Below are 26,174 nucleotides of genomic sequence, written 5' to 3' on the forward strand. Positions count from 1 at the left end.
ATACAGTGGCATTGCTTCCTGGTGGCAAAGCGGTCACCAGCCTAGGCGATTTATTCAATTCCAACGAGACAAAATTGCATAAAAGTCAATATGATAGCAGTTTGTACCTGGGTCTTATCTGCCGTCCTTTGCATGATCGACCTCCACGAGCTTGCCGGCGACCTCGATCTGACACGATGCGGGCCGCTACTCGCCACTGAGCGGATCTCAAAAGCGTCAAGAACTATCGGCTTGGGTTACCTTCGGTGGAAAATCGCGTTTGGTGGAATAATCTATGCCGATGGCGCCGGTTCTGGCGATCAGACCTTGGCGAACCAGCTTCATTGCCTTTGACAGAAGCCCCATTTTTTCTCCTTTTCAGATGGCTGAATTGCGGGAAAGGACAAAATGGCGCCAGCCACCGAATTCGGTGATGTCTGGTGCGCCCACGACCGCATGGGCTTCGCATAAAAATCCGGTGATGCAATCGCCGTCATCGAGCATGATCTTGCCGACGCCGAGCGGTGCCGGAATTTTTTGAACGAAATTGGCAAATGCGGTGGGCGGCAAGGCCCAGACTTCGACTTCGACGCCATTGCCGGTAAAGCCGGGATCGCGCAGCAGTCCCGGCTTGGGTGGGACTGTGCCAGGGAGCGCAAAGAGGCGGTAGCTTTTGTCGGTCCGGCAGGTCCTCAGCCTGTATCCGCCGACGCCCGTCAATTCGTGATTTAAGGGCATATCGGTCAGGTGTGCGCCAACGACGACGATCGGGAGCATGTCGTCGGCCAAGGGCTCGACGCGGCTTGCCTCGGGCAGGGCGGCGGTGCGGTCCTTGCCCATTCCGGCGCCGAGTGTTCGATGCATGGCGTCGGCAAAGGGTGCCAGCGCGTCATCGGTGAAAGCCGGTCCGACCAGCATCACACCGGCGGGCAGATGGCCTTCGGCATCGAAGCCGGCGGGAACGGCGATTGCCGCGCAATCAAGCAGGTTGGCGAAATTCGTATAGCGACCGAAATGGCTGTTCCTGACGATCGGATCGGCCCGCATTTCCTCGACCGTATAGGTCGTGGGCGATGTCGGCAGCATCAAGAAATCGACCTTCTGCCATTCCGTTCTTGTCCTTTGCCGCAATGCCTCCAGCTTGTACCTGCCTTCGAAGGCAGCGACCGCGTCATAGCCTCTTGCCCCTTCGATGATGGTTCTGACCGTCGGATCGAAATCGCCGGCATTGGTGGTGAGGAAATCCTTGACCGCCGCCAGACGCTCGGCAACCCAGGGGCCGCTGTAGAGCAGTTCGGCCGCCTGCCGGAAAGGGGCATAATCGAAGGGCACGATCTCTGCGCCAAGCGATCTCGCCCTGTCGATGGCGGCGTCGTAGAGGGCCTCGACTTGGCTGTTGCCGTAGAACTCGCGCTCAGAGCTTTCGAGCACGCCAATGCGCAGGCGCGTCGACGGCAGATGGGCGGGCTGCGCCCGCCTTGAGAACGGGTCGCGGGCATCGTACCCATCCATGATCCTGCGGACGGCAACGCCATCGCCAACGGTTGCCGCAAAGACGGTGACGACGTCGACGCTGCGGCAGGCCGGCACCACGCCGACATTGGGAACGAGCCCTGGCGTCGGCTTGATGCCGACGAGATTGTTGAAGGCAGCCGGTACCCGGCCGGAGCCCGCCGTGTCGGTCCCGAGCGAGAAGCTCGCAAGACCGGCGGCCACGGCAACCGCCGAACCGGAACTGGAGCCGCCGGAGACATAGGCGCGATCGAAAACCGAGCGCGGTGCGCCGTGGGGCGAGCGCGTGCCATTGAGGCCGGTTGCGAACTGGTCGAGATTGGTCTTGCCGATGACGATCGCGCCGGCTGCTCTGAGGCGCGCGACCACCGCCGCATCTGCCTCGGGATGATAGGCAAAGGCGGGGCAACCAGCTGTCGTCGGCAGGCCCGCAACATCGATATTGTCCTTGACTGCGAAAGGTATGCCCCAGAGCGGCAGGCTGTTGGGCTCGGGTGCCTTTGCCAGCAAATCCCGGGCGGCCTGCCGCAGGGCCTCGGGAGATGTCAGGGTGATGAATACAGCCGGATCGTCGGATGCGTTGCATCGTTCGATGATCTCCTCCACCAGGTCGAGCGGCGAGAGGCCTGCCTTGTAGGCGTCCTTGACCGAGGTGAGATCGAGAATGGTGGGCAGCATCAGATTTCCTCCAGAATGACGAGCACGTCGCCGGCCTTGACGTTGCGTCCCGGTCCAGCGCGCAGATCGCGGACCCGTCCGGGCGCGTGCGCGGTGACGTTGATTTCCATTTTCATCGACTCGATGATGGCCAAAGTATCGCCGGCTGCAACCGGCTGGCCTTCCTCGACGAGTATTTTCCAGACATTGCCGGGCACCGCGCTTTCGATGCCGAAGCAGCCTTCGGGGATGTCTCCACCAAGACCGGGCACTGAGCCTTCGTCAACGGAAAAGCTGTCGAGCCCGAGTTCCTTCCAGCGTTGCCGCTCGGCTTCGAAAGCCGCCTGCTGCTTCGACTTGAAGGCGCCTATTGCGCCAGCCTCGCCGGCAAGCTGCGCCTCGTAAGCCGAATAGGAAAACTCCGCTTCCTCGATCCTGACCGGATAACCGCCGTGCGGGAAGGCGGCGCGCGCTTCGGTCAGCTCCTCGTGACTGACGGGGAAGAAGCGGATCTGGTCGAAGAAGTTGAGAAGCCAGGGCTTGCCCTTGGCGAAGGCCGGCGTCTGACGCCAGCTGTTCCACACCTGGATCGTGCGGCCGAAGAGCTGGTAGCCGCCCGGTCCCTCCATGCCGTAGATGCACATATAGGCGCCGCCGATCCCCACGGCGTTTTCCGGTGTCCAGGTGCGCGCCGGATTGTATTTCGTCGTCACCAGCCGATGGCGCGGGTCGATCGGCGTTGCGACAGGCGCACCGAGATAGACATCGCCAAGGCCGAGCACGAGATAATTGGCGTCAAAGACGATGTCGCGGACGGCCTGCTCATCGGGCAGGCCGTTGATGCGGCGGATGAACTCGATATTGGAAGGGCACCATGGCGCGTTCGGGCGTACGAGTTCCTGATATTTGCGCATGGCAAGCTCGGCCTGCGGATCGTTCCAGGAGAGCGGCAGGTGTACGATCCGGCTTGGGACCGTTACCTGATCTGCCGTTGGCAGGCTCGCCTCGATCTCGGTCAGAAGGCCAAGCAAGCGGTTTCGCGTCAGCGTCGTCCCGTCATAGTGGATCTGCAGCGAGCGGATGCCGGGCGTCAGGTCGATGATGCCGGGTAGGCGGGCATCGACGATCGCCTGCATCAACAGATGGACACGCAAACGCAGCGCGATGTCGAGCGTCATCGGCCCGTATTCGATCAGCAGATTATCATCGCCCTGCCGGCGATAGACCACGGGCACCGGTCCGTCCCGGTTCTGGCCGACGATCGCCGATCCGGTCTCTTTTGGCGCGCGGCGAACCGTCGGGCCGGCGATGGCGTCCTCACGGCGCGCCATGGGGTGAAAGCGGATCTTGTCGCCCGGCTTGAACTGCCCCATTTTCCACTGCTCGTCGCGCGCAATGACGGCCGGGCAGACGAAGCCGCCGAGGCTCGGTCCGTCGGGACCGAGAATGATCGGCATGTCGCCCGTAAAATCGATCGCGCCGATCGCATAGGCGTTGTCGTGAAGGTTGGAGGGGTGAAGGCCGGCCTCGCCGCCGTCGCTGCGTGCCCATTTGGGTGTAGGCCCGATCAGGCGCACACCGGTGCGGGCGCTGTTGAAATGCACCTCGTACTCGGCTGCGAACAAGGTCTCGATATCGTCGTCCAGAAAGAAGTCCGGCGCGCCATGCGGTCCGTAGACGACGCCGACCTCCCAGATCCGGGTGAGGGCGGCAGGCATTGCCGCCGGCCTGGCCTGCAACTGAGCCGCACGTGCCAGCCGCAAGACGTGGCCGGTCTGCAGCGTGCCCGTCGCATGACCTCCGAACTGGCCGAGGCCGAAGGTCGCCCTGGAGCCGAGCATGATCGGTGCAGCAAAGCCGCCGGCAACGGCGAGATAGGAGCGCTGGCCCGGGCCGTCTATGGCGCCAATGGCAAGCGTCTGCCCTGCCTTGGCGATGATGGCTTCATCATGGGGTAACGGAACGCCATCGAGGGTCATCGGCATACGAGCGCCCGCAAGCGCGATCGTCACGTCGGAGAAGATCTTGAGGATCGGTCCCGAGACCGTCAGCTCCAGTGCGGCAGTCTCGTCGGCGTTGCCGACCAGCCTGTTTGCATGGCGGAACGAGCGCTCGTCCATCGGGCCGCTGGGCGGCACACCGACATGCCAGAGTCCCAGCCTGCCGGGGAGCTCCTGGATGCTCGACTGTGCGCCGGGCGCCACCACCTCGATCACATCGGGCACGAAGGCAAAATCCTTGAGTGCTGTCGTCGCCACTTTGCCGCTCGCAAGCAGATCCGATCCGGCGATCGCCTTCAGATAGTTGAGGTTGGTTTCGATGCCGGAGATGGAGCTTTGCGAAAGCGCGGTTTTGAGTTTCTCGATCGCGGCCGGCCGGTCTTCGGCAGCGACGATCACCTTGGCGAGCATCGGGTCGTACAAGGGCGTGACCTCCGTGCCCGTCTCGATCCAACCGTCGACGCGCGCGTCTTGCGGAAAGACGACCTCCGTCAAAAGACCGGCGCTCGGCCGGAAGCCCGCATGTGGCATTTCGGCGTAGACGCGCGCCTCGATCGCCGCTCCCTTCGGAACAAGCCGTTCATTGCCTGATATCACCTCTTCTCCGGCGGCCTGACGGATCATCCATTCGACGAGATCGATACCGTAGACGGCCTCCGTGACGGGATGCTCGACCTGGAGCCTCGTATTGACCTCGAGGAAGTAGAACTCCTCGCGTGCGGGATCATAGAGGAATTCGACCGTACCGGCCGAGCGATAGTGCGCGGAGGTGCCAAGCGCGATCGCTGCGCCATGCAGGCGCTCGCGCACGGAGGGCGATAGGCCGGGCGCGGGTGTCTCCTCGATCACCTTCTGGTTCCGGCGCTGCAGCGAGCAGTCGCGCTCGCCGAGCGCGATCACGCGGCCCTTGCCGTCGCCGAAGATCTGCACCTCGACATGCCGCGCCCTGGCGACGAAGCGTTCCAGATAGACACGGGCATCGCCGAAGCTCGCCCTGGCGGTGCGCTGCACGCTGTCGAAGGCAGCCTGGAGACTATCAGTATCCTCGCAGAGCTGCATGCCGATACCGCCGCCTCCGGCCGTCGATTTCAGCATGACCGGGTAGCCAATTTCGGCGGCCGCGGTGAGCGCTGCCTCGCTTGTCTCGACCAGATCGCTGCCGGGAAGCAGCGGTACTCCGCTGCTGCGCGCCAGCTCGCGCGCCGTGTGCTTCAGCCCGAAGGCGGCGATATTATCAGGCGTTGGCCCGATGAAAACGATGCCTTCCCTTGCCAGCCGTTCGGCAAAACCGATGTTTTCCGAAAGGAAGCCGTAGCCGGGATGTACGGCCTCGGCACCCGTTGCCTTGCAGGCGGCAATGACGGCGTCGACATTGAGGTAGCTTTCGAGAGCCGGCGCCGGGCCGAGCCTTATGGCTTCGTCGGCGATCAGGGAGGCCTTGGAGAAGCGGTCCGCATCGGAGTAAACCGCAACAGAGGCAATGCCCATGCGCCGCAGCGTTCCGATGATCCGCACCGCGATCTCGCCGCGATTGGCGATCAATATCTTCTTGAACATCTCAAGCCTCACCGTCCCATACGAGTACGCGGATCGGCGTCGGATCGAAGCCGTTGCAGGGATTGTTGATCTGCGGGCAATTGGAGATGACGAGGAGTACGTCCATCTCGGCCTTCAGCTCGACATAATCGCCGGGAGCGGAGATGCCGTCGACGATCGTCATTTCGCCTGATGGTTCGATCGGCACGTTCATGAAGAAGTTGATGTTGGGCACGACGTCGCGTTTGCCCATGCCGTGCCTGGAGACTTCGAGCACGAAATTGTCGCGGCAGGCGTGAAGATACTTCGTGCCATGGCCGAAACGCACCGTGTTGCTCTCGCAGGAGCAGGCGCCGGCCGAGGTATCATGCCGACCACAGCTGTCGGCTGTCATGGTCAGCATGACGCGCCCCTCGTTGGAGATGATCCGGGTGCCCGTGGTGATGTAGGCGGCGCCCTGTTCGCGCATCGTGTCCTGGTTGGAATAGCGCTCGGAATAATCGCCGGCATTGTAGAACAGCGTGTCGATCGCCTGCTGGCCGTAGCTGTCCTCGATGCGCAGCGTCTGGCCCTTGCGCACGATGGTCGAAAACGGCGCCTCGGCGGCGATGAAATGATCCTGCAAAGCCTTATCGAGCGTGCGGGAAGGCGCGGTCTGGATGAAATCGCTCATGATCGTTCTCCCGGCTCAAAGGTTGGCAAAGGCGTTGTTTTCGAAGCCGCGCACGGCTTCGGCGGTGGCAGTCCGGCAGAGATCGTCGGACACGATGGGCCGGGAAGCCAGGCGGCTGATGACGACCGGATTCGGCGCGTAATGCGGATTTGGATCGAGCGGGTGCGGGCAATTGGAAAAGCCGACGATCATATCCATCTCGGCGCGAAGGTGGACATAGTCGCCATCATGCAGAAGCTCCTGCCGCCATGCGAACTTGCCGTCCGCGTCGACGCGGACAGGGGCAAAAAGCGAAAACGCAGCAGGAATGTCACGCCGGTCCATCCCGGCCTTGGTGGCAAGCAGCACGAGGTTGTCGCGGGTGTTGCGCTTGCCTTCGCCATATTTTGCGAGGGTCGAGGCGGCGGTAGAGCCGCCCATCAGGCAATCATGAGCGCCGGAAGAATCTTCCGTCACCGAGAACATGACGCGGCCCATGTCAGAGAAGATCACGCGGCCCTTCGACAGCGCCGTCGTCCATTGCATCTTGACGGTATCGACGAGGTTCAGCCGTTCGCTCTGGTCGGTCTCGTTCCAGGCGACGAGCGCGATGCTGGAGAACCCTTGTTCTTGCGCGATGCGCAGCGTTTCTCCCTTCGTGACACGTGTCGACCAGTACCAGCCGCCGGGCAGGGTCTCCTGGTGGACGACAAGGGCGGGGTCGATCTCCCTGGCGGGAAGCGGGCTTGGCGTCGGCAATGCCTTGGGTGCGAACTCCAGCCCCTTCCTTTGATGGTCTTGATATCGCGCGCGATTGGCGGCGATTTCTTCCGGCGAACGTCTGATGTGCTGCATGGCTAAAAGTTTCCCGACGGTGCCAGGTCGTCCCGGCTGTGCCCCAGGGAAGAGACCGGGCCGTCCCGGTCGGGGCCAAAGATCGAGGTCGCGCCGGCGATGCGCGGCGGCCAGATGGAGATGTCCTTGGTGATGGTGGCGCCGTAGCGCTCTTTTTCTTCAGGTCGATCGCGTCGACGTTCGAAGGCGACGACGCGGGTCGCAAGCGTGAAGGCCTCGCGCATGTCATGGGTCACCATGACCACGGTCATCTGCGTCTCATGCCAGAGGCGCTTCATCAAAGTATGGATTTCCGCGCGGATGCCCGGATCGAGCGCACCGAAAGGTTCGTCGAGCAGCAGCACCTTGGGGCGCATGATGAGCGCCTGCGCCAATGCCAGGCGCTGCTGCATGCCGCCCGAAAGCTGGGCCGGGTATTTGGTCTCCGCGCCGGCAAGGCCGACTTCGGCGAGAAGCGTGCGTGCCTCATCGATGGCGTTACGGCGAGCCTGGCCGAAGAGCCGTGCCTTGTAGCGCGAGGCGGCAAGCTCCTTGCCGAGTAGCACGTTGCCGAGTGCTGTCAGATGCGGAAAGACCGAATAGCGCTGGAAGACCACGCCACGGTCGGCACACGGTTCGGAGGGAAGGGGCGTGCCATCGAGAAGGATCGTGCCCCGCGTCGGTTGTTCCTGCCCGAGCAGCATGCGCAGGAAGGTGGACTTGCCGCAGCCGGAGGGACCGACCAGCGCGACGAAGGCGCGCGAAGCGACGGTCAGCGAGACATCCTCGAGCACGATCTGGTCGCCATATTCCTTCCAGACCTTTTCTATCTTGAGCTCGCTCATGCCTGCTTCTCCAGTTCGGACCAGGGGAAGACGACGATGCGGACGCGATCGAGCAGATAATTCATCAGCACGGCGAGCAGCGTGATCCAGACGACATAGGGAAAGATCACGTCCATCGAGAGATAGCGGCGCACGAGGAAGATACGGTAGCCGAGGCCCGCGTCGGAAGAGATCGCCTCGGCGGCGATCAGGAACAGCCAGGCCGGGCCGAGCTGCAGCCTGAGGCAGGTAATGAGCCGCGGCAGGATCTGCGGCAGCACGACACGAAGGGCGATCTGCCAGGAGGAGCCGCCGAGCGTCTCGGCCTTGACGATCTGTTCGCGCGGCAGTTCCAGCGCCTTCAGGGCCAGATCCCGAACCATCGTCGGCGCGACGCCGATGACGATCAGCGCGATCTTCGAGGTTTCCCCAAGACCCATGACGATGAAGAGGATCGGCAGCAGTGCCAGCGGCGGCACCATGGAAATGACGGCGACGAAGGGTGACAGAAGGGCTCTCAGATAAGGCAGCATGCCGATCAGCATGCCGAGGCAAAGCGCGATCGCCGTCGATATGCCAAGGCCGGAAAGCAGTCGCACCAGGCTTGCCCCGGTATCCGACCACAGCAGGTAGTCTCCCGTACGCGGATCGGCGATGAAGGCCAGGCGGTTGATGGCGTCGGCAAAGCCCGCGAAATTGGGAAGCAGCTTGTCATTGGCATTTTCGGCAAGCCTTGCGGCAGAGCCGATCGCATAGGCGATGATCAGCAGCGCAAAAGGCAGAAGTGTCAAGGCAAGCTGCGCACCGGGACTTGGCTTGGTATTGATCCAACGCATGAAAGGCTCCGCGGAAGGAATGGCTGGCGGCGCTGGCGCGCCGCCGTTCAAGAAGGCTCAGAGCAAGCCGTCGGCGGCGGGTTTCATGTAGGCGTCGGTGAAGCGAAGCTTGATGTTCTTGCTGTCGCCAAGCACCTTGCCGTCGGGCATCTCGATGCCGATGACATCGGCGGAAGCCGCGCCATTGCCGAGCAGTCCCTTCTGGAAGAGGAAGTTGCGCACCAGATCCATGGTCTTCGGCAGGTTCGGCGAGGTGGTGAAGGTGAGCGCGTCGGCGGGCTTGTCGAAAAGCCGCGTTGCCGCGAGCTGCGCTTCGAAGCCCTTGAGGTCGGTGCCCGACGCCTTGCCCATGGCCTCGCGCGCCGCCTTGCCTTCCGGCGTGTCGGCCTTCATCAGCGCGGCCGTTTCATACCAGATGCCGGCGAGCGCCTTGCCGAAATTCGGGTTGTCCTTCAACACATTACTGTTGGCGACCATCAGGTCGATGATTTCGCCCGGCACCTGCGAACTGTCGAAAACCTTCTTTGCCGTTGGGTCTTCGAGAATGGTCGAAACCAGCGGGTTCCAGGTGACGACGGCGGAAACATCAGGCGTCTTGTAGGCCGCAACCATATCGGCGTCAGAGGTGTTGACGACCTTCACGTCGCGCTCAGTGAGCTTGATGCTGTCGAGCGCGCGAGCGAGCAGATAATGCGAGACGGAATATTCGACGAGGTTGACGTTCTGGCCCTTGATATCGGCGAGGTTGGCCTTGTCCTTGAGGATGACGGCATCGTTGCCATTGGAGAAGTCACCGACGATGACCGCCGTCGTGTCAACTCCGCCGGCGGCCGGGATCGACAGGCCGTCCATATTGGTCAGCGTCACCGCATCGAAGGCGCCGGCCGTATATTGGTTCATCGACTCGACATAGTCGTTGAACTGGGTGACCTCGATGTTGATGCCGTATTTGTCGGCCCATTTCTTGACGATGCCATGATCGGCGGCGTAGCCCCACGGCATCCAGCCGACATAGATCGACCAGGCGACCTTGAAGCTGGTCTTCGGCGCGGCGCTGGCGACGGAGCCGAGCCCCAGGGCCAGCGACACCGACAGGGCTGTGACGGAAAGGATTTTCGAAAAAGTCTGCATTGAAATTCCCCTTTTGCTTTTGTCAAAAAGGGATCGGCAAAGACCATCGCGCCGCCAATCCCTTGGCTTACGAGGTCTCCCGGGCTTTTATCCCGCCGTGCATCCGGTGGGATTTCTCCCCCATCCGGTGGTAGCTCTCGGACCAGCCACGCTTTCAACGAAGCGCCGGAACCCTAGCCACCAACTCGCTGATATCGAAGCAAGCGGCGTGCCAAATCCTAATGCATTGATTTTGTTAAAGTAGTTGGGGAGATGAATTGCTGATAAAATCAGCAGCCAATATAGTTGCATAAAAATTATACGCTTCGGTGGCGCGTGGATCATCACGCAAATGTCCATCCGGCCGGAAGGAAAAGTCCGCGGAGCTACCACGCGGAGCGATCCCGGATAGGTATAGTGCCGTTCGTGTTCCCACCATGATAACCGGGCCGGGCTTTGTCGCCGGGGGGCAGGTGCGCGCGCTTTTCAGCACAGTCGACGTCGCTCCCACATTACTCGATGCGGTGGGAATTCCGGTGCCGGCAGAAATGGCGGGTAGCTCGATCATGCCTGTCATCCGCGATCATCGGGCGCCATGGCGGCGGGACGTATTTTTTCAGATCTCAGAAACGGAGACCGGCCGGGCTCTTCGTACCCATCGCTGGAAGTATGGAGTGACATCCCAATACAACGAAGATCTTCCGAGCTCGAATATCTATAGGGAAAGCTATCTCTACGATCTGGACAACGACCCCTACGAAATGGTGAACCTCATCGGCTTAACGTCGTTTCGGGAGGTTGCAGATGATTTGAAGGCTCGGCTCCTCGATTGGATTGACCGGATCGAAGACGGACAAAAGCCCGAGATATGCGATGCCAAACCAAGATATCCTCGCCAGTACCGCCTTCGCGCATCTGATTTGATCGATGCCAGGGATCGGGAACGACCGATCGGGGATATAGAATAAGGGATCTCGCAGGCCCTGGTCGCGGTTGTAAAATTGACCACCGACACTCCGATCGCACCTCATAACCTCAAGTTATATTGCCATGCATTTTTTTTGCAGTCCCGTCGCCGCGACACGATGCTAAGTTTAGGCAAATAAAGATGGGAACGGAGCTGCTTCAAAAAGCGAAGCAGCCGAAAAGCAAACATCACGTCGTCGTAAGGCAGGATGCGCTCGCGTGGGTGTGTGCGTCTTCTCGGAGGTCGAATGGCACTGACGGCATCGTCGGCAAGAGCGAGAACTTGGATTTTCATATCCACTTCACGCGAGAGGTTCGGAATTATATGAAAGCCACGTCCGGCAAGACCCTTATCGGTCTGCACTCGCTCAGCAAGCACTATGGAACGCATATTGTTCTGGACCAGATCGATCTTGAAGTCGGTTCAGGTGAAGTTCTTGCAATCATTGGCCCCAGCGGTTCGGGAAAGAGCACGCTTCTTCGCTGCATCAATTATCTCGAGCCGCCATCCGGCGGTACCATTACCATAGGCCCAACGACGATCAACGCGGCGCAACCGGTATCTCGCAGCGAGCTTTCGAGCTTGCGTCGGCGTGTTGGAATGGTTTTTCAATCGTTCAATCTCTTTCCGCATATGTCGGTGTTGCGCAATGTCAGCCTTGCGCAGGAACGGGTGCTTGGCCGCAGCAGGGCTGAAGCAGACGAGCGCTCGATGCAACTATTGAACCGCGTCGGACTTGCCGAAAAGGCAGCGCAGTTTCCCGGTCGCTGCTCGGGAGGGCAACAGCAGCGAATCGCCATCGCCCGAGCCCTGGCGCTCGATCCCGAGGTCATGTTGTTCGACGAGCCGACATCCGCGCTCGACCCGGAGCTTGGGCTAGAGGTGCTGGCGGTCATGCGGGAGCTGGCCGAAAGCGGCATGACGATGATCGTCGTGACCCACGAGATGGGGTTTGCCGAAAACGTGTCCGACACGGTGATGATCATGGCGGACGGGCAAATCGTGGAAAAGGGCCCATCGACTGAGGTCATGCGCAATCCGCAGCACGAGCGGACGCGTCGCTTCCTTCGCGCGGTGCATGATCGATGAGTGCTGCCGACTTTTTCATGTTCTTTCGGGGGCTCGCCTGGACGGTCGCCTTGACGATCGGCTCCTTCGCCATCGGTGCCGTGCTTGCCGTGCCGCTCTTGGCGGCACGCCGAAGCCGATTTCTTGCCGCGCGTCTCCTGGCCGCGGCCGTCATACAGATCATCCGCGCCATTCCGCCGATCCTGTGGTTGTTCATCATCTTCTTCGGCCTCGGAATGAGCTATTTCCCGATCAATCCCTTTGTTGCTGCCCTGTCCGGTCTTGGCCTAATCGCTGCAGCGAACATGGCCGAAATCTACCGCGGCGCCCTAAGCTCGATTCATCACGGCCAATGGGAGGCCTCGACTGCTCTCGACCTTGGCCGGTGGTACACGATGAGGGATGTCGTGGCGCCACAGGCATTCAGGGTGGCCCTGCCGTCGGCAGCAAGCTATCTGATTGGTCTGATGAAGGAGACGGCAGTTGCCTCGACGATCGGGGTGACGGAACTCGTCTACCAGGGCAACCAGCTTTCGCAACTGACGTTTCGAGGTCTGGAAATATTCGCCGTCGTCGGACTTTTCTACATCTTCCTCAGCTTGCCGGTGGCCTGGTTGTCACGGCTGACCGACGCTCATCTCCGATCCAAGGTGGCGCGCTGATGTTTCCGACCTTTGAAGAAATTGCCTCCTGGACGCCTGACCTTCTCGGTGGTCTTTCAATCAGCCTTCAGGTTACCGCGCTTAGCCTTCTGCTTGGTATTCCCTTCGGACTTTTGTTGGCGCTGGGTGTGTTGGCGCGCAACAGGACACTGCGGATCGCTTCGCTTTTGCTTGTCGAAATCGGGCGCGGAGCACCGGCGCTGGTACTTCTGCAATTCATCTATTTCGGACTGCCCAGCGCAGGCTTGACGATCGAATCCTTCGCGGCGGCGGTGATCGCGCTTGCCTGGAATACGGGCGCCTATACCAGCGAGATCATTCGAGCAAGCCTGCTATCGATCCCGCAGGGCCAACGCGAGGCCGCCGAAGCGCTCGGTCTCAACCGTACCGACGAGCTGCGTTATGTCTTGCTGCCGCAGGGTTTGCGTGTGGCGCTGCCGGCGCTTCTCGGTTTCTCGATCCTGATCTTCCAGGGTACTTCGCTGTGCTTCACGATTACCTTACCCGAGCTTGTGAGCAGGGCTTACGAAATTGGCTCCAACACCTTCCGCTATTTTCCGGTTCTGCTTTGCGCAGGCGCTCTTTACGCCTGCATTTCGATACCGGCCGCATGTCTCGTCAGCTATGTCGAGAAGCGTGCCGGCCTCTATGCTCAACGCTAACTTTCCACTGAAAGGAATTCCGGCATGCCTGCATTGAAGTCCAAGGCTTTCCTCCTCGTGTCCGGCATTGCTGGATTGTTCTTGTCGGCCCAGATGACCTTTGCCGCCGATTGCACGCCGAAGCATAAATTCAGCACTATCGAACCGGGTACGCTGACGGTCGCGGTAACGACCTATGCGCCACATTCCTACATGGATGATAGCGGCAACATGAAGGGGATCGACGGCGATATTGCCGCCGAATTCGCCAAGCGTGAGTGCCTGCAGGTCAAGGCGGTCGCGGTCGATCCGGCTGCCGCAATTCAATATGTTCTGTCCGGCCAGGCGGATATCACCACAGGCGACTGGTATCGCACCGCGGAGCGGGCCAAGGCGATGAACCTGTCCGCGCCGCTTTATACCGACCAGATGGCGATCTACTCCAAGCAAGGCTTCAAGAATGTATCCGATCTTGAAGGCAAGAAGGTCGGTACGGTCCAGGGTTATCTCTGGGTTGCCGATCTGAAGACCTTGCTCGGTGCGTCGCTGAAGCTCTATCCGAATTCCGTCAACATGCAGCAGGATCTGTTCGCCGGACGCATCGATGTCGCCGTGGACGGCTATTCGACGGGCGTCGTTGCTGCGCAGAAGGGCGCGTTGAAGGATGTCAAGGTCGCCGTTGCCGCCGCCGATCCGCGCGTGAAGGCGACCAAGGAAGCGGCGCAGGCTGCCTTTCCATATTCATTGAAGGCAAAGGAATTCGGCGAGGCGCTCGATAGCAATATCGAGGCGATGCATAAGGACGGAACGATCGTCAAGATCCTCAAATCCTACGGTCTCGACGGAACGGCAGCCGAAACCGGTGCTCCGCGTCTGGTGCAGTAAAGTTTTGCCGGGCGGGAGAGGCTATCTCTCCCGCTTCGCGCGAACATTCATTGGGAGAGATGGCGATGACGGTCTATACGGTCACACGCAGGACGCAGTCATGGTATGGAGAGCAGATCGGCATTCTGATCCTCGATGCCGCCTATCCCTGCGTTCCAGGAAATGTCGGCAATGCCACCACCTACACTTATCCGGTCCGGTTTCAGGAGGTACGCGGGGCGTCGATCGACCGGCTCTTGAACCAGCGAGATCCCGCCCTGAAGGAGGCGTTCGTGGAAGCTGCCCTGGAATTGCAAAGCCGCGGCGTCAAGGCCATTACCGGTGCCTGCGGTTTCATGGCCTATTTTCAGGAGGAGGTGGCAGCGGCGCTCGACATCCCGGTCTTCCTGTCGAGCCTGATGCAAATTCCCTTCATGCACGCGCTTTGCGGCGGTAGCGTCGGCGTCATCACAGCCAATGCATCGCGGCTGACGCCCCGACATTTTGCGGCCTGCAATGTGCCGGACGGCATTTCACTTGCGATCGCCGGCATGGAGGATCAGACGGAATTTCGCCAGGCTATCCTCGAAGAAAAGGGAACGCTGGATTCGGCCGAGATTGAGCGCGAGGTGACGCGTGTTGCCCGCCGTCTGGTGGAGGAACATCCTCATGTCCGATCCATACTTCTGGAGTGCAGCGATCTGCCGCCCTATGCGCATGCCGTCCAGGCCGCGACGGGCCGCCCCGTCTTCGACTTCATCACCATGATCAACTACGTCCAGCAGAGCATCGCTCGTCGGCCCTATGCCGGCAGCATGTGACGCGGGCAGCTTCGACCGGGAGAGCAGCCATGTCTGTCGATCAATATTATCTGCTTGGACGCTCGGGGCTGCGTGTCAGCCGTCTGGCCCTGGGCACAATGACGTTCGGCAACGGCGGCATTCGCGGCATCGGTGGAAGCTGGGGCGCGGATGAAGAGACGGCGCGGTCGATTTTCGAGCGCTATATCGCAGCGGGCGGCAACTTCATCGACACGGCCAATTCCTATGCCGGCGGCTTGAGCGAAAAGCTTGTCGGCAGCTTCGTGGCAGAAGCGGGCTTGCGTGATGAAGTCGTGATTGCCACAAAGTTCTCCAACAGCCTGTCTCCTGGTAACCCGAATGCCGGCGGAAACGGCCGCAAGGCAATGATGCAGGCCGTCGATGCGTCGCTGAAGCGTTTGAAGACCGACTATATCGATCTCTATCTTCTCCATACGTGGGATCGCATGACGCCGGCTGAAGAAGTCATGCGGACCTTCGACGACCTCGTGCGTGCCGGCAAGATCCGCTATGCCGGGCTTTCGGACGTGCCCGGCTGGTACGCAGCCCGTGCCCAGACATGGGCGGAAGCGCACACGCTCACCCAGCCGATCTGCCTGCAATTGCCCTATTCGCTGGTGGAGCGGAGCATCGAGCACGAATTCGTGCCGTTCGCTGAGACGCTCGGTCTTGGCATCACCGCCTGGAGCCCGCTTGCCATGGGGCTCCTATCCGGAAAATATCGCCCCGGCGCGACTGAAGGGGGACGGCTTTCGCAGGACACATCAGGCGGCGGCCTCGGACTGTTCACCGAGCGCAATACGCGCATCCTCACCGTGCTGGAAAGGGTCGCCGACGAGATGGGGCGCAGCATGGCGCAGGTGGCGCTTAACTGGTGCGTCAACCGTCCGGGGGTCGCTGCGGCGATCGTCGGCGCCAGCCGGCTTTCGCAACTCGACGACAATCTCGCCGCGCTCGAGTTTGAGATCCCGGCTGAATTCCGCGCGGAACTCGATCGCGTCACCGCCATCGATGCGCCCTATCCCTATGCGCTGTTCGCCGACGACTATCAGGCCGCGATCCTGAATGCCGGTGCATCTGTCGGCGACAAGCCGCCAAACTATCGCAGGGAGATCCTGCTGCCCAAGGTCACCGACTATGCATTCGGCCAACCGAAGAACAAGACTCTCGATTGAATGGGCGACTGGTTGGAAGGAGCCATGTTATGTTGAATGATCCACGCTCCCATGGTCTTTGGGAAAGAACGGCGATCGCGCCCCCTTCGACATTTCCCTTGGCCGGCCAATTCGCTGCAGACGTGGTGATTGTCGGCGGCGGTTTCACCGGACTTTCGGCGGCCCTGCATCTTGCCGAGGCCGGCCGAAGCGTCGTGGTGCTCGAGGGTGCTGAAGTCGGCTTTGGCGGATCGGGCCGCAATGTCGGCCTCATCAACGCCGGCATGTGGGTGATGCCCGACGACTTGCCGGGCGAGCTTGGCGATGTCTATGGCGAGCGGCTCCTCCAGCTTCTCGGCAATGGCCCGCAAGTCGTCATGTCGATCATCGACAAGCACGGCATCGCGTGTGAACTTGAGCGCAACGGCACTCTGCACTGCGCGGTCGGCAAATCCGGCTTGACTGAAATTACGGAGCGCGCGCGGCAATGGCAGAAGCGCGGAGCGCCGGTCGAACTGCTGGATGCGAATGAGACGGCGGCCCGCATCGGTACGAAGGTCTATGCGGGTGCGCTCCTTGATCGGCGGGCGGGGACGCTACAGCCGCTCGCCTATGTGCGGGGGCTCGCGCACGCGGCGGTGCGCGCCGGAGCCACGTTGCACACAGGGTCGCCCGTTGTCTCATGTACGCGCGACGGAACTGGCTGGAAGGTCTCGACTCCCGGCGGATTCGTGAGTGCTGAATGGGTCGTCGTCGCGACCGACGCCTATAGCAAGGGACCTTGGGCAAAGGTTCGCCGCGAGCAGGTGCATCTTCCGTATTTCAATCTCGCCACCCGGCCGCTGCCGCCCGATCTGCGCAGTTCCATCCTTCCTGGTCGGGAAGGCGTGTGGGACACCAAGGAAATATTGTCCTCCTTTCGCATGGACAGCGCGGGTCGTCTCGTTTTCGGCAGCGTCGGCGCCTTGCGCAACACCGGCCAAGCGGTGCATGTCGGCTGGGCGAAGCGGTCGCTGGCGCGGCTGTTTCCACAATTGGGGCCGGTTGAGTTCGAGCATGAATGGTATGGCAAGATCGGCATGACGGACAACGCCCTGCCGCGGTTCCATCGCTTCGAACGCAACGTCATCGGCTTTTCCGGCTACAATGGCCGCGGCATAGCGCCGGGCACGGTTTTCGGACGGACGCTGGCGGGCCATATTCTTGGAGAGCTGAGCGAAGACGATCTTCCGCTTCCCGTGACCGATACTGAGCAGCCGTCCTTACGGAGCCTCAAGGAGGCTTACTATGAAGTCGGTGCCCAGATCGCGCATTTCGCCGGCGAAAGGCTCTAGGCAGGTGTGGTGCCCACCTCGAAGACGGGAGCATCAGCTCCCTGTTCGAGCAGCCAATCGCGAAAGAGCATGGCGCCGGGTTTCGCGGGGCGCTGGGCAGGCATGATGAGATGGATCACTTGGCCGGAGCGATAGACTGCATCGAGCGGATAGACCAACCGGCCGGCCTGGACATGATCATGAACAAGATGCTTCCAGCCGAGCGCGATACCCTGTCCGAAAACGGCCGCCTCGATCGAGCTGAGGGCATCGGTGAAGATGAAGTCCTGGTTGATGCGGCCAGCTGGAACGGAATGCTGGGCCAGCCATTCATGCCAGCCGAGCCGGACGCGATGTTTTTCCTCGAAGTGCAGAAGTCGGTGGTTGAGCAGATCAGCGGCATCGCTGATCGGGCCGTATTCCCTGAGATATTCGGCGCTGCATACCGGAATGACCTCTTCCGTCACGAAATGCCATGCATGTATGCCCGGCCACTTGCCGGCGCCAAGCCGCGCTGAAAGATCTATGTTTTCCTCGTTCAGATCCTGATCGTCGCGGCTGCTCTCCTCGATGCGCAGCGAAATATCGGGGTATCTCGCCTTGAAATCCTTGAGCCGCGGAAGAAGCCAGAGCTGCACGAAGGACGCCGAGAACGACACCCTGACGGTATCGTTTGAATGCTTCTTGCGTAAGGAAGTCAGAACCATATGGAGATGGTCGAAGGCCTGCTGGGTCTCGCGATAGAACCTCAGTCCCTCGGCCGTCAGTTCCAGCCGAGTATGTTCTCGGTGAAACAATTTCAGCCCTGTCGCTTCCTCCAACAGTTTGATCGTCTTGCTGACGGCCGGCTGGCTCACATTCAGCTCCTCGGCAGCCGCCGTGAAACTTCGCCGCCGTGCGGCAGCTTCGAAGACGAAGAGATAATTGGCTGAGGGTACGAGCGATCGAAGTCTATGCATAATTTGAAGTTATGACCCTTTGCATTTTTTTGCAACATCACAACCGCCGTTGCCGCCGTTAGTCTCGTCGGAAATCAACTTGGGAAATCCTAATGCAAACTCATGCTCGCGCCGTCGTTATCGGTGGTGGTTGTGTCGGTGCCGCCATCCTCTATGGACTCACCAAACGTGGCTGGACGGATGTCGCACTGCTGGAACGCACGCAACTGACCGCAGGGTCGACATGGCATGCCGCCGGCCTCATTCCTTCCTATGCGCGCAGCATCAATATCGGCCGGATGATTGCCAAGACGATCGAGATCTATGAAGGTCTGGAAGCGGAGACTGGCCAGCATGTGGGTTGGCATAAATGCGGGCAGCTGCGCATCGCCAATACGCGCGACCGGCTGGACGAGTACAAGAGCTATATGAGCGTCGCCGCCGTTCAGGGTATCCGCGCCGAACTGGTGACGCCACAAGAGGCTCGAAAGCTTTGGCCGTTGCTCGAAAACAATCATGAGATGTTGGCCGCGCTTTATCACCCTGATGACGGCCACATTGCGCCGGCCGACGTCACTCAGGCGATGGCGAAAGGTGCTCGCGACCGTGGTGCCAAGATCTATCTCAACACCGAAGTTCGCGGCTTTGAACGTCTGCCGGGTGGCGAATGGAAAATCCTCACCAACAATGGCGAGATCATTTGCGAACATGTGATTTCGGCAACCGGCAACTACGCCCGCCAGACCGGCGCCATGCTCGGCCTCGAAATTCCGGCAATCCCGATCGTTCATCAATACTGGATCACCGATGCGGTTCCGGAAGTCGTGGAGCGTAAGCGCCAGGGATTGCCTGAGATGCCTATCCTTCGCGACGAGGCTTTCGAGGGCTATTTGCGCGAGGAAGGCGATGGTCTGATGTTTGGTCCCTATGAGAAGACCGAGCGCCTGAAGCTCTTTGCCGAGAACGGGGTCCCAGAGTGGTTCGGTGCCGATCTGCTGGAGGAGGATTTCGATTCCGTTTCGTGGAATTGGGAGCGTGCCATGGAGCTTGTGCCTGCTTTGGGCAGGGTCGGCATCAAGGCAAATGTCCGTGGGCCCTTCCAGATGACGGCCGATGAATTGCCGCTCGTCGGGCCGGCCTGGGGGCTGGAGAATATCTGGATTGCCGAAGGCGTGCCCGGCGGCATCCTCTGGGGCGGCGCTATCGGCTATTACCTGTCCGAGCGCATCGTCGAGGGCGCAAACAGCCTCGATACGTCCGAGCTAGATCCGCGCCGCTTTGGCGACTATGCCAACAAGGAGTGGACGCGTCAAAAGGTCCGCGAAAGCTGGGGAACCCATGCCGAGCCGCATTATCCGGGTCAGGATATGCCGGCGGCTCGACCGCAGAAGACCGCGCCCTCCTACGATCTCTTGAGCAAGCACGGCGCCGTTTGGGGCGTGCTCAACGGCTGGGAGATGCCTAACTGGTTCGCGCCTGAAGGCGTCGAGGCGAAGGATCAGTATAGCTGGCGCTGGACGGAAAAAGGCAAATATGTCGGCGAAGAAGTCCATGCGGTGCGCAACGCCGTCGGTCTTGTCGAAATGACGCCGATGACGAAGTTCGAGGTTTCCGGCGAAGGGGCCGAAGCCTGGCTCGACGGAATTCTCGCCAACCGGCTACCGAAGCCCGGCCGCGTCAATCTCAGCCATCATCTGACGAAAACCGGTGGCGTTCAGGCAGAATATATCGTCTCCCGTCTGGAGGACGGCACATTCTATCTGATCTCGACGCCGCGAGCCGAGCGCTGGAACTTCGATGATCTTTCAAAGCTGCTCCCGAAGGACGGGACGGTTCAGTTGCGAAATGTGACGAACGAGCGCGGCTGCTTCACCATTGTCGGGCCGAAGGCGCGCGAGGTGCTACAAGGACTGACGGAGTTTGATCTGTCCAACAAGGCTTTTCCCTGGTTCAGCGTGCGTTCGGCGACCGTCGGCCTGGCGAGCGACGTGCGGCTGCTGCGCGTCAACTACGAAGGCGAGCTTGGATGGGAGCTCTATCATCCGCTCTGCTACCAGCGTCATCTTCTTGAAGCGCTGCTTTCGGCAGGCGCCGCCCATGGCATGCGCTTGATCGGCCTTCAGGCACTGGAATCCCTGCGCCTGGAGAAATCCTATCGCGCCATGTATCGCGACATGAATCCGGAACTCACAGCATGGGAAAGCAGCCTTGATCGCTTCGTGCGGTTGGACAAGGGCGAGTTCATCGGTCGGCAAGCCCTGCTGGGTCAGAGGCAAGAGGGCGTAAAGCAACGATCGGTTACGATTTCCATCGATACGGACGGCGTCAGTTCGTTCATCCATGAGGGCGTCTATCAAGCAGGCAAGCTGGTCGGCCGCATCACGTCAGGCGGCTATGCCTATACGCTTGGGTGCGATATTGCCTTCGCACTCCTTCCTGTCGAGCTCGGAGAACCGGGGACGGAGTTGGAAGTTCTTATCCTGGGTGAGATGCGCAAAGCACGCGTGATTGCTGAATCGCCGTATGATCCCGATGCCCTGCGCGGCCGTATGTGATCAACCCAAATCCAGGAGGAATCCCATGAAGATACTGGTTCCCGTTAAGCGGGTCGTTGACTACAACGTAAAGATCCGCGTGAAGCCGGATGGTTCTGGCGTTGAGCTTTCGAACGTGAAGATGTCGATGAACCCGTTCGACGAGATTTCGGTCGAGGAGGCGCTGCGTCTGAAGGAAGCCGGCAAGGCCGAGGAAGTGGTGGTCGTTTCGATCGGACCTGCCAAGGCCGAGGAAACGCTGCGCACGGCGCTTGCCATGGGCGCGGATCGCGCCATCCTGGTCGAGACCGACGATCAAGTCGAACCGCTCGCCGTCGCCAAGATCCTGAAAGGCGTCGCGGACGCCGAACAGCCCGGCCTCATCATCGTCGGCAAGCAGGCGATCGATGACGACTCGAACCAGACCGGCCAGATGCTGGCGGCCCTGCTCGGCACGGCACAGGCCACCTTCGCCTCGAAGATCGAGATCGGTGACGGCAAGGCCAAGGTCACCCGCGAAGTCGATGGCGGACTGCAGACGATCGAGGTCAAGCTCCCGGCCGTCGTCACCTCGGACCTGCGCCTCAACGAGCCGCGCTATGCCTCGCTGCCGAACATCATGAAGGCCAAGAAGAAGCCGCTCGACAAGAAGTCGCCGGCCGATTTCGGCGTGTCGACCGAGCCGCGCCTGAAGGTGTTGAAGACCGAGGAGCCATCCGGCCGCAAGGCAGGCGTCAAGGTCAAGTCGGTCGCCGAGTTGGTCGACAAGCTGAAAAACGAAGCAGGCGTCCTCTAAGGTCCAGGAAAAGGAGACTTCATCATGGCCATTCTTCTTCTGGCTGATCACGACAATGCCCACCTTTCCGACCAGACCGCCAAGACGCTGACGGCAGCAGTCAAGATCGGCGGCGAGGTCCATATCCTCGTCGCAGGCGCTGGCGCAAAAGCTGCAGCCGAACAGGCGGCCAAGCTTTCCGGCGTCTCCAAGGTGCTGGTGGCCGAGGATGCGAGCCTCGCCAACAATCTCGCCGAACCGCTGGCAGCCCTGATCGTATCGCTGGCTGGTTCCTATGACACCATCATCGGTGCCGCCACCTCGGTCGGCAAGAACGTGCTGCCGCGCGTGGCCGCCCTGCTCGACGTCGCCCAGGTCTCGGAAATCATCGAAGTGGTTTCTGCCGATACCTTCAAGCGGCCGATCTATGCCGGCAATGCCATCCAGACGGTGCAGTCGACCGACGCCAAGAAGGTCATCACCGTGCGCACGGCGTCGTTTGCCGCTGCGGACGCAAGCGGCAATGCCGCGATCGAGAGCGTTTCCGCTGCTGCCAACCCCGGTCTTTCAAGCTTCGTCGGCGATGCGCTGTCGTCCTCCGACCGTCCGGAGCTGACCTCTGCGAAGATCATCATCTCTGGCGGCCGTGCGCTTGGCTCGGCGGAAAAGTTCCGCGAGGTCATCCTTCCCGTCGCCGACAAGCTCGGGGCAGCCGTCGGTGCATCGCGCGCAGCGGTGGATGCCGGCTATGCGCCGAACGACTGGCAGGTGGGCCAGACGGGCAAGGTGGTTGCGCCGCAGCTCTACATCGCCTGCGGCATTTCCGGTGCCATCCAGCATCTGGCCGGCATGAAGGACAGTAAGGTCATCGTCGCCATCAACAAGGACGAGGAAGCCCCGATCTTCCAGATCGCCGACTACGGCCTCGTCGCTGACCTCTTCGAAGCCCTGCCGGAACTGCAAAAGGCATCGTAGATTGCGGCCCAGTTTCGACGACCATCAGCGGTGAATTGCCATGACGAGCTATGTATTGACAGTTGCGTGCCGGTCGACACGCGGGATCGTCGCGGCGATATCGAACTATCTGGCCGAACAAGGCTGCAACATCGTCGATTCCAGCCAGTTCGACGATCTCGACACCGGCATGTTCTTCATGCGCGTTTCCTTCATCTCCGAGGAAGGCGTCGGCGAGGCGGCGCTCATCGAAGGCTTCAAGCCGATCGCCGACAAGTTTGCGATGGTCGCCGAATTCCACGACAGCAGAAAGCGCATGAAGGTGCTGTTGATGGTCTCGCGCTTCGGCCATTGCCTCAACGACCTGCTCTATCGCTGGAAGATCGGCGCCCTGCCGATCGACATCGTCGGCGTCGTCTCCAACCATTTCGACTATCAGAAAGTGGTGGTCAATCACGACATCCCCTTCCACCACATCAAGGTGACGAAGGAGAACAAGCCGCAGGCCGAAGCCCAGCTTCTGGAACTGGTCGAGCAGACCGGCACCGAACTGGTGGTGCTCGCCCGCTACATGCAGGTGCTGTCGGATGCGATGTGCCGGAAGATGTCGGGCCGGATCATCAACATCCATCATTCCTTCCTGCCGTCCTTCAAGGGGGCGAACCCCTACAAGCAGGCCTATGAGCGCGGCGTGAAGCTGATCGGGGCGACGGCGCATTACGTCACGGCCGATCTCGACGAGGGTCCGATCATCGAGCAGGACACGGCGCGCATCACGCATGCGCAGTCGGCCGACGACTATGTCTCGATCGGCCGCGACGTGGAGAGCCAGGTTCTCGCTCGCGCCATCCATGCCCATATCCACTTCCGCACCTTCCTCAACGGCAACCGAACCGTCGTCTTCCCGGCAAGCCCGGGTTCCTACGCCTCCGAGCGCATGGGGTGAGAGATGGCGCTTGCAACAGTGATCGACGGAAAGAAGGCGGCAGCTTCGGTGATCGAAGCTGTGAAGGTTGCGGCGGCAGGGCTTGAGGCCGAGACCGGCGTAAAGACCGGGCTTGCGGTCGTCATCGTCGGCGACGATCCGGCCAGCCGTAACGCCCAGCATCGCCGTGAAACAGCCGGCCGACATCGCGCGGAATGGGTCGAACGTTTGAACTGGTTCAAAAGCTAAGCATAGATCTTATCAGTGCTGTATGTAGATACGTCTACAAGGAGGTGCGTGATCGCTATCGCAAGCCTTTCTAGGCACGAACCAAGTCATCAAGTGAGCAGGACAAAGAAATAGTCCAGCGCGATCCGTTCATTGTCGCGGTGCGAACCGGCGGCGCCAAGTGACCCCGTCAATCCTAAAAATTTCAATAGCTTGTAATGCCGACTTGCTCCTTAACCGCGTGCCGATTCACAGGCAATGGCCGCGCACTTCGATTCCGCTGTACAGACACTGATCGAGGCGGGGGATCGTTGAAGATTGAGCAACGATAGGCCAGACGGAACCACCGTTTTCGCCCAAGACTGGTTCTGAAAGCGAAGCCCTTAGCTTGCTATGGGTATAATGGGAGGGTCGCAATGTCGCGGGCTGAGAGCTAAATTGCCCCAAGGGTTATATCTGCGCCTGAATTGACTAGACGGATAAGGCCAAAACTAGAACGGCTTATCTCGGTAGAGTTATGAGAGGTGCAGGTTCGAATTCCGTCAAGAGCGTAAGTGGGCGGACGGTAAGAGGCGGCTATCCCTTTATGCCGGCGGAAAGCATGATGGCGCGGGTAATCTGCTTTTGAAAAAGAAGGTAGAGAACGGCGACGGGGAGGCCAGCCAGGACAGCGGCGGCCATATCCTTGGCAAAGCGCACGCCGAACACGTCCTTTACCTGGGTGATGCCGACGGGGATGGTGATCGTGCTGTCCGACGTTGCGACTAGGAATGGCCAAAGGAAATTGTTCCATGCCGCGATGAAGGTGGTTATGCCAAGCGCAGTGATCACCCCCCAGTTCATCGGCACGTAGATCTTCCAGAGCGTTCTCAAGTGCCCGGCATTGTCGAGCATCGCCGCCTCACGGAATTCCTTTGGGATCTGGTCGAAGAATTGTTTGAGGATGATGATGACCGATGGCACTACCAGCTGTGGCAGCACGATGCCGCCCCAGGTGTTGATGAGCCCAAATGTGTTCATCAAGACGAAATGGTTGATGATGAGCGCCTCCGCCGGCACCATCACCGAGGCGATCAACGCTCCATAGATCACGCGGCGGCCCGGAAACTGGATTTGGCTGAGCGCATAGGCGCATCCCACGCTCATTACGAGCACGAGAACTGCGATGATCGCCGAGGTGCCGACCGAGTTCATATACCATTGCACGATCCTCGAATGCTCGATCACGTAGCGATAGGGTTCGAGCGTCGGTGCCTTCGGGAAAAGCCCGGGCGAGCGGCTTACCACTTCGGTGTCCGATTTGATCGACGTCATCACCGCCCAGTAGAGCGGAAAGAACCAGACGAGGGCGCCGAACGTCGTCAGCGCAGTCAATGCCCGCCCGCCCCAGCCTTGTGAGGCGACATGGCTCTTTGCCGCGGTCAGTTCCGTTTGCGCGCCTGTGGTGAGAACGCTCATTTTTCGCCTCGCGCCCGCAGGAATTGATATTGGAGGACCGAGGCGATGAGAATGATGACGAACAGGATGGTCGCGACGGCTGCACCCTCGCCACCCTTGTTCTGCTTGAAGGCCAGATCGTAGATGACACTCATGACCACGGACTGCGCATCCGCCGGTGTATGGGCGAAATAGCCGAGCAGGTAGGGCTGCGCGAAGATCTTGAACTGCGCAATCAGCTGCAGCGTCAGAACCAGCGCCGTGACAGGCCAGATCAGCGGCCAGGTTATTCTCGAAAACACCCGCCAGCGGTTGGCATTGTCGAGCGCGGCCGCTTCGTAGACGTCAGGCGAGATGCTGCGCAGCGCCGCAAGGAACAGAAGAATGTTGAAGCCGATAGTCCACCAGATCGTGACGATGGCAACGGATAGCATAAAATAGTTTGGCGACCGCAGCACCGGAAGCGGCCGGCCGCCCGTAAACAGCCCGATGACAGTCTGGATGACGCCGTATTGCATGTTCGCGATCCAGGTCCAGATCTGCGTCACCACCGAAACCGGCAGGATAGAGGGCAGGAAAAAGCACGCGAGCACCAGCATCTGTATGCGCCCGCTCAGGCGGTTGATGCCCATCGCGATGAACAGCGCGAGAAACGTGCCGGGCACGACGGTCAGGACGATGAAATAGAGCGTGTTCAGAAGCGCCCTCTGAAATTGGGGGGAGGAGAGCTGGCGTGTGTAATTGTCGAAGCCAACCCATTCGCCGGGGCCAATCAGCGGCGCATTGGTCAGGCTCATCGCCACCATCCGCCATGTCGGGTAGGCGAAGATCACCAGAAACGCGATGACCGCCGGGGCGACCAGTAGCGCGGCAACCAGATTGTCCTGTTTCCTGTTGCTGACTGCGGCCATCCGTCACCTCTCTGATTAGCGCAGCTCCGGGGCAGGGAGGAG

Annotated in this window: 23 protein-coding genes, 1 pseudogene and 1 riboswitch; of the genes and pseudogenes, 13 read left to right on the forward strand and 11 right to left on the reverse strand. The window is 60.6% G+C overall.

Annotated features, from left to right (window positions below):
* Positions 1 to 216: 216 nt before the first annotated feature.
* From BJ928_RS39725 to BJ928_RS09890, 8 genes are read right to left on the reverse strand one after another with little or no spacing between them, the layout of a single operon-like run.
* Positions 217 to 345 (reverse strand): hypothetical protein, encoded by a 129-nt coding sequence (locus BJ928_RS39725; RefSeq protein WP_281024120.1) that lies wholly within the window; start codon positions 343 to 345, stop codon positions 217 to 219.
* Positions 346 to 357: 12 nt separating this feature from the next.
* A complete protein-coding gene (atzF, locus tag BJ928_RS09860) occupies positions 358 to 2,169 on the reverse strand; it encodes an allophanate hydrolase (RefSeq protein ID WP_047631671.1) in 1,812 nt (603 codons plus the stop codon).
* Positions 2,169 to 5,705, reverse strand: a complete 3,537-nt coding sequence (gene uca / locus BJ928_RS09865) for an urea carboxylase (protein WP_047631670.1) — start codon at positions 5,703 to 5,705, stop codon at positions 2,169 to 2,171. Before uca ends, atzF begins: the two co-directional genes overlap by 1 nt.
* A 1-nt stretch (position 5,706) precedes the next feature.
* Entirely contained in the window at positions 5,707 to 6,357 is a 651-nt protein-coding gene (locus BJ928_RS09870; protein ID WP_047631669.1) for an urea amidolyase associated protein UAAP2, read from the reverse strand.
* Between the two features lie 15 nt (positions 6,358 to 6,372).
* A complete protein-coding gene (locus BJ928_RS09875; protein WP_047631668.1) occupies positions 6,373 to 7,191 on the reverse strand; it encodes an urea amidolyase associated protein UAAP1 in 819 nt (272 codons plus the stop codon).
* A gap of 2 nt (positions 7,192 to 7,193) precedes the next feature.
* On the reverse strand, positions 7,194 to 8,015 hold the full coding sequence (locus BJ928_RS09880; protein WP_047631667.1) for an ABC transporter ATP-binding protein: 822 nt from the start codon (positions 8,013 to 8,015) through the stop codon (positions 7,194 to 7,196).
* Positions 8,012 to 8,830, reverse strand: coding sequence for an ABC transporter permease (locus tag BJ928_RS09885; protein ID WP_047631666.1), 819 nt, complete (start codon positions 8,828 to 8,830; stop codon positions 8,012 to 8,014). Before BJ928_RS09885 ends, BJ928_RS09880 begins: the two co-directional genes overlap by 4 nt.
* 57 nt (positions 8,831 to 8,887) lie before the next feature.
* Positions 8,888 to 9,961: a putative urea ABC transporter substrate-binding protein gene (locus tag BJ928_RS09890; RefSeq protein WP_047631665.1), complete on the reverse strand. Its 1,074-nt coding sequence runs from the start codon at positions 9,959 to 9,961 to the stop codon at positions 8,888 to 8,890.
* Between the two features lie 74 nt (positions 9,962 to 10,035).
* Positions 10,036 to 10,149: riboswitch (guanidine-I (ykkC/yxkD leader) on the reverse strand.
* Positions 10,150 to 10,269: 120 nt separating this feature from the next.
* Between BJ928_RS09890 and BJ928_RS09895 the strand changes: the two genes are divergently transcribed.
* The 8 genes from BJ928_RS09895 (at position 10,270) to BJ928_RS09930 (ending at position 17,451) form a co-directional block, all read left to right on the forward strand.
* The gene (locus BJ928_RS09895) at positions 10,270 to 10,908 is read left to right on the forward strand and encodes a sulfatase/phosphatase domain-containing protein (protein ID WP_348628202.1); all 639 of its coding nucleotides are present in this window, start codon (positions 10,270 to 10,272) and stop codon (positions 10,906 to 10,908) included.
* Between the two features lie 323 nt (positions 10,909 to 11,231).
* Complete coding sequence (locus tag BJ928_RS09900; protein ID WP_047631909.1) at positions 11,232 to 11,996, forward strand: amino acid ABC transporter ATP-binding protein; 765 nt, start codon at positions 11,232 to 11,234, stop codon at positions 11,994 to 11,996.
* Positions 11,993 to 12,637, forward strand: a complete 645-nt coding sequence (locus tag BJ928_RS09905) for an amino acid ABC transporter permease (protein ID WP_047631664.1) — start codon at positions 11,993 to 11,995, stop codon at positions 12,635 to 12,637. Before BJ928_RS09900 ends, BJ928_RS09905 begins: the two co-directional genes overlap by 4 nt.
* Complete coding sequence (locus BJ928_RS09910; RefSeq protein WP_047631663.1) at positions 12,637 to 13,299, forward strand: amino acid ABC transporter permease; 663 nt, start codon at positions 12,637 to 12,639, stop codon at positions 13,297 to 13,299. Before BJ928_RS09905 ends, BJ928_RS09910 begins: the two co-directional genes overlap by 1 nt.
* Positions 13,300 to 13,323: 24 nt before the next feature.
* Positions 13,324 to 14,163 carry a transporter substrate-binding domain-containing protein gene (locus tag BJ928_RS09915; protein WP_047631662.1) on the forward strand — a complete coding sequence of 280 codons (840 nt, stop codon included), beginning with the start codon at positions 13,324 to 13,326 and terminating at the stop codon, positions 14,161 to 14,163.
* Between the two features lie 65 nt (positions 14,164 to 14,228).
* Entirely contained in the window at positions 14,229 to 14,963 is a 735-nt protein-coding gene (locus BJ928_RS09920) for an aspartate/glutamate racemase family protein (RefSeq protein WP_047631661.1), read from the forward strand.
* Between the two features lie 29 nt (positions 14,964 to 14,992).
* A complete protein-coding gene (locus BJ928_RS09925; RefSeq protein WP_047631660.1) occupies positions 14,993 to 16,138 on the forward strand; it encodes an aldo/keto reductase in 1,146 nt (381 codons plus the stop codon).
* Between the two features lie 29 nt (positions 16,139 to 16,167).
* Entirely contained in the window at positions 16,168 to 17,451 is a 1,284-nt protein-coding gene (locus BJ928_RS09930) for an FAD-binding oxidoreductase (RefSeq protein WP_047631659.1), read from the forward strand.
* On the opposite strand, the gene BJ928_RS09935 is transcribed toward BJ928_RS09930, so the two are convergent.
* Complete coding sequence (locus BJ928_RS09935) at positions 17,448 to 18,389, reverse strand: LysR substrate-binding domain-containing protein (RefSeq protein WP_047631658.1); 942 nt, start codon at positions 18,387 to 18,389, stop codon at positions 17,448 to 17,450. The two genes, BJ928_RS09930 and BJ928_RS09935, sit on opposite strands and share 4 nt — an antisense overlap.
* Before the next feature lie 92 nt (positions 18,390 to 18,481).
* Here BJ928_RS09935 and BJ928_RS09940 point away from each other — a divergent pair, with 92 nt between their 5' ends.
* The 5 genes and pseudogenes from BJ928_RS09940 to BJ928_RS09960 form a co-directional block, all read left to right on the forward strand.
* Entirely contained in the window at positions 18,482 to 20,923 is a 2,442-nt protein-coding gene (locus BJ928_RS09940; RefSeq protein ID WP_047631657.1) for an FAD-dependent oxidoreductase, read from the forward strand.
* 25 nt (positions 20,924 to 20,948) lie between these two features.
* Positions 20,949 to 21,698 carry an electron transfer flavoprotein subunit beta/FixA family protein gene (locus BJ928_RS09945; RefSeq protein ID WP_047631656.1) on the forward strand — a complete coding sequence of 250 codons (750 nt, stop codon included), beginning with the start codon at positions 20,949 to 20,951 and terminating at the stop codon, positions 21,696 to 21,698.
* A 24-nt stretch (positions 21,699 to 21,722) separates the two neighbouring features.
* Positions 21,723 to 22,652 carry an electron transfer flavoprotein subunit alpha/FixB family protein gene (locus BJ928_RS09950; RefSeq protein ID WP_047631655.1) on the forward strand — a complete coding sequence of 310 codons (930 nt, stop codon included), beginning with the start codon at positions 21,723 to 21,725 and terminating at the stop codon, positions 22,650 to 22,652.
* A 40-nt stretch (positions 22,653 to 22,692) separates the two neighbouring features.
* Positions 22,693 to 23,577 (forward strand): formyltetrahydrofolate deformylase, encoded by an 885-nt coding sequence (gene purU / locus BJ928_RS09955; protein WP_047631654.1) that lies wholly within the window; start codon positions 22,693 to 22,695, stop codon positions 23,575 to 23,577.
* 3 nt (positions 23,578 to 23,580) lie between these two features.
* Positions 23,581 to 23,724 (forward strand): annotated as a pseudogene (locus BJ928_RS09960) (bifunctional methylenetetrahydrofolate dehydrogenase/methenyltetrahydrofolate cyclohydrolase); the annotation flags it as partial.
* Positions 23,725 to 24,360: 636 nt separating this feature from the next.
* Here the strand turns inward: BJ928_RS09960 and BJ928_RS09965 are convergent.
* Both BJ928_RS09965 and BJ928_RS09970 read right to left on the reverse strand, forming a co-directional pair.
* Entirely contained in the window at positions 24,361 to 25,098 is a 738-nt protein-coding gene (locus tag BJ928_RS09965; RefSeq protein WP_245432279.1) for a carbohydrate ABC transporter permease, read from the reverse strand.
* Positions 25,099 to 25,238: 140 nt separating this feature from the next.
* Positions 25,239 to 26,132 (reverse strand): sugar ABC transporter permease, encoded by an 894-nt coding sequence (locus tag BJ928_RS09970; protein WP_047631652.1) that lies wholly within the window; start codon positions 26,130 to 26,132, stop codon positions 25,239 to 25,241.
* Between the last annotated feature and the right edge of the window lie 42 nt (positions 26,133 to 26,174).

Source organism: Rhizobium sp. WW_1, from assembly GCF_003610155.1.
GTDB classification, from domain to species: Bacteria; Pseudomonadota; Alphaproteobacteria; order Rhizobiales; family Rhizobiaceae; genus Rhizobium; species Rhizobium tropici_A.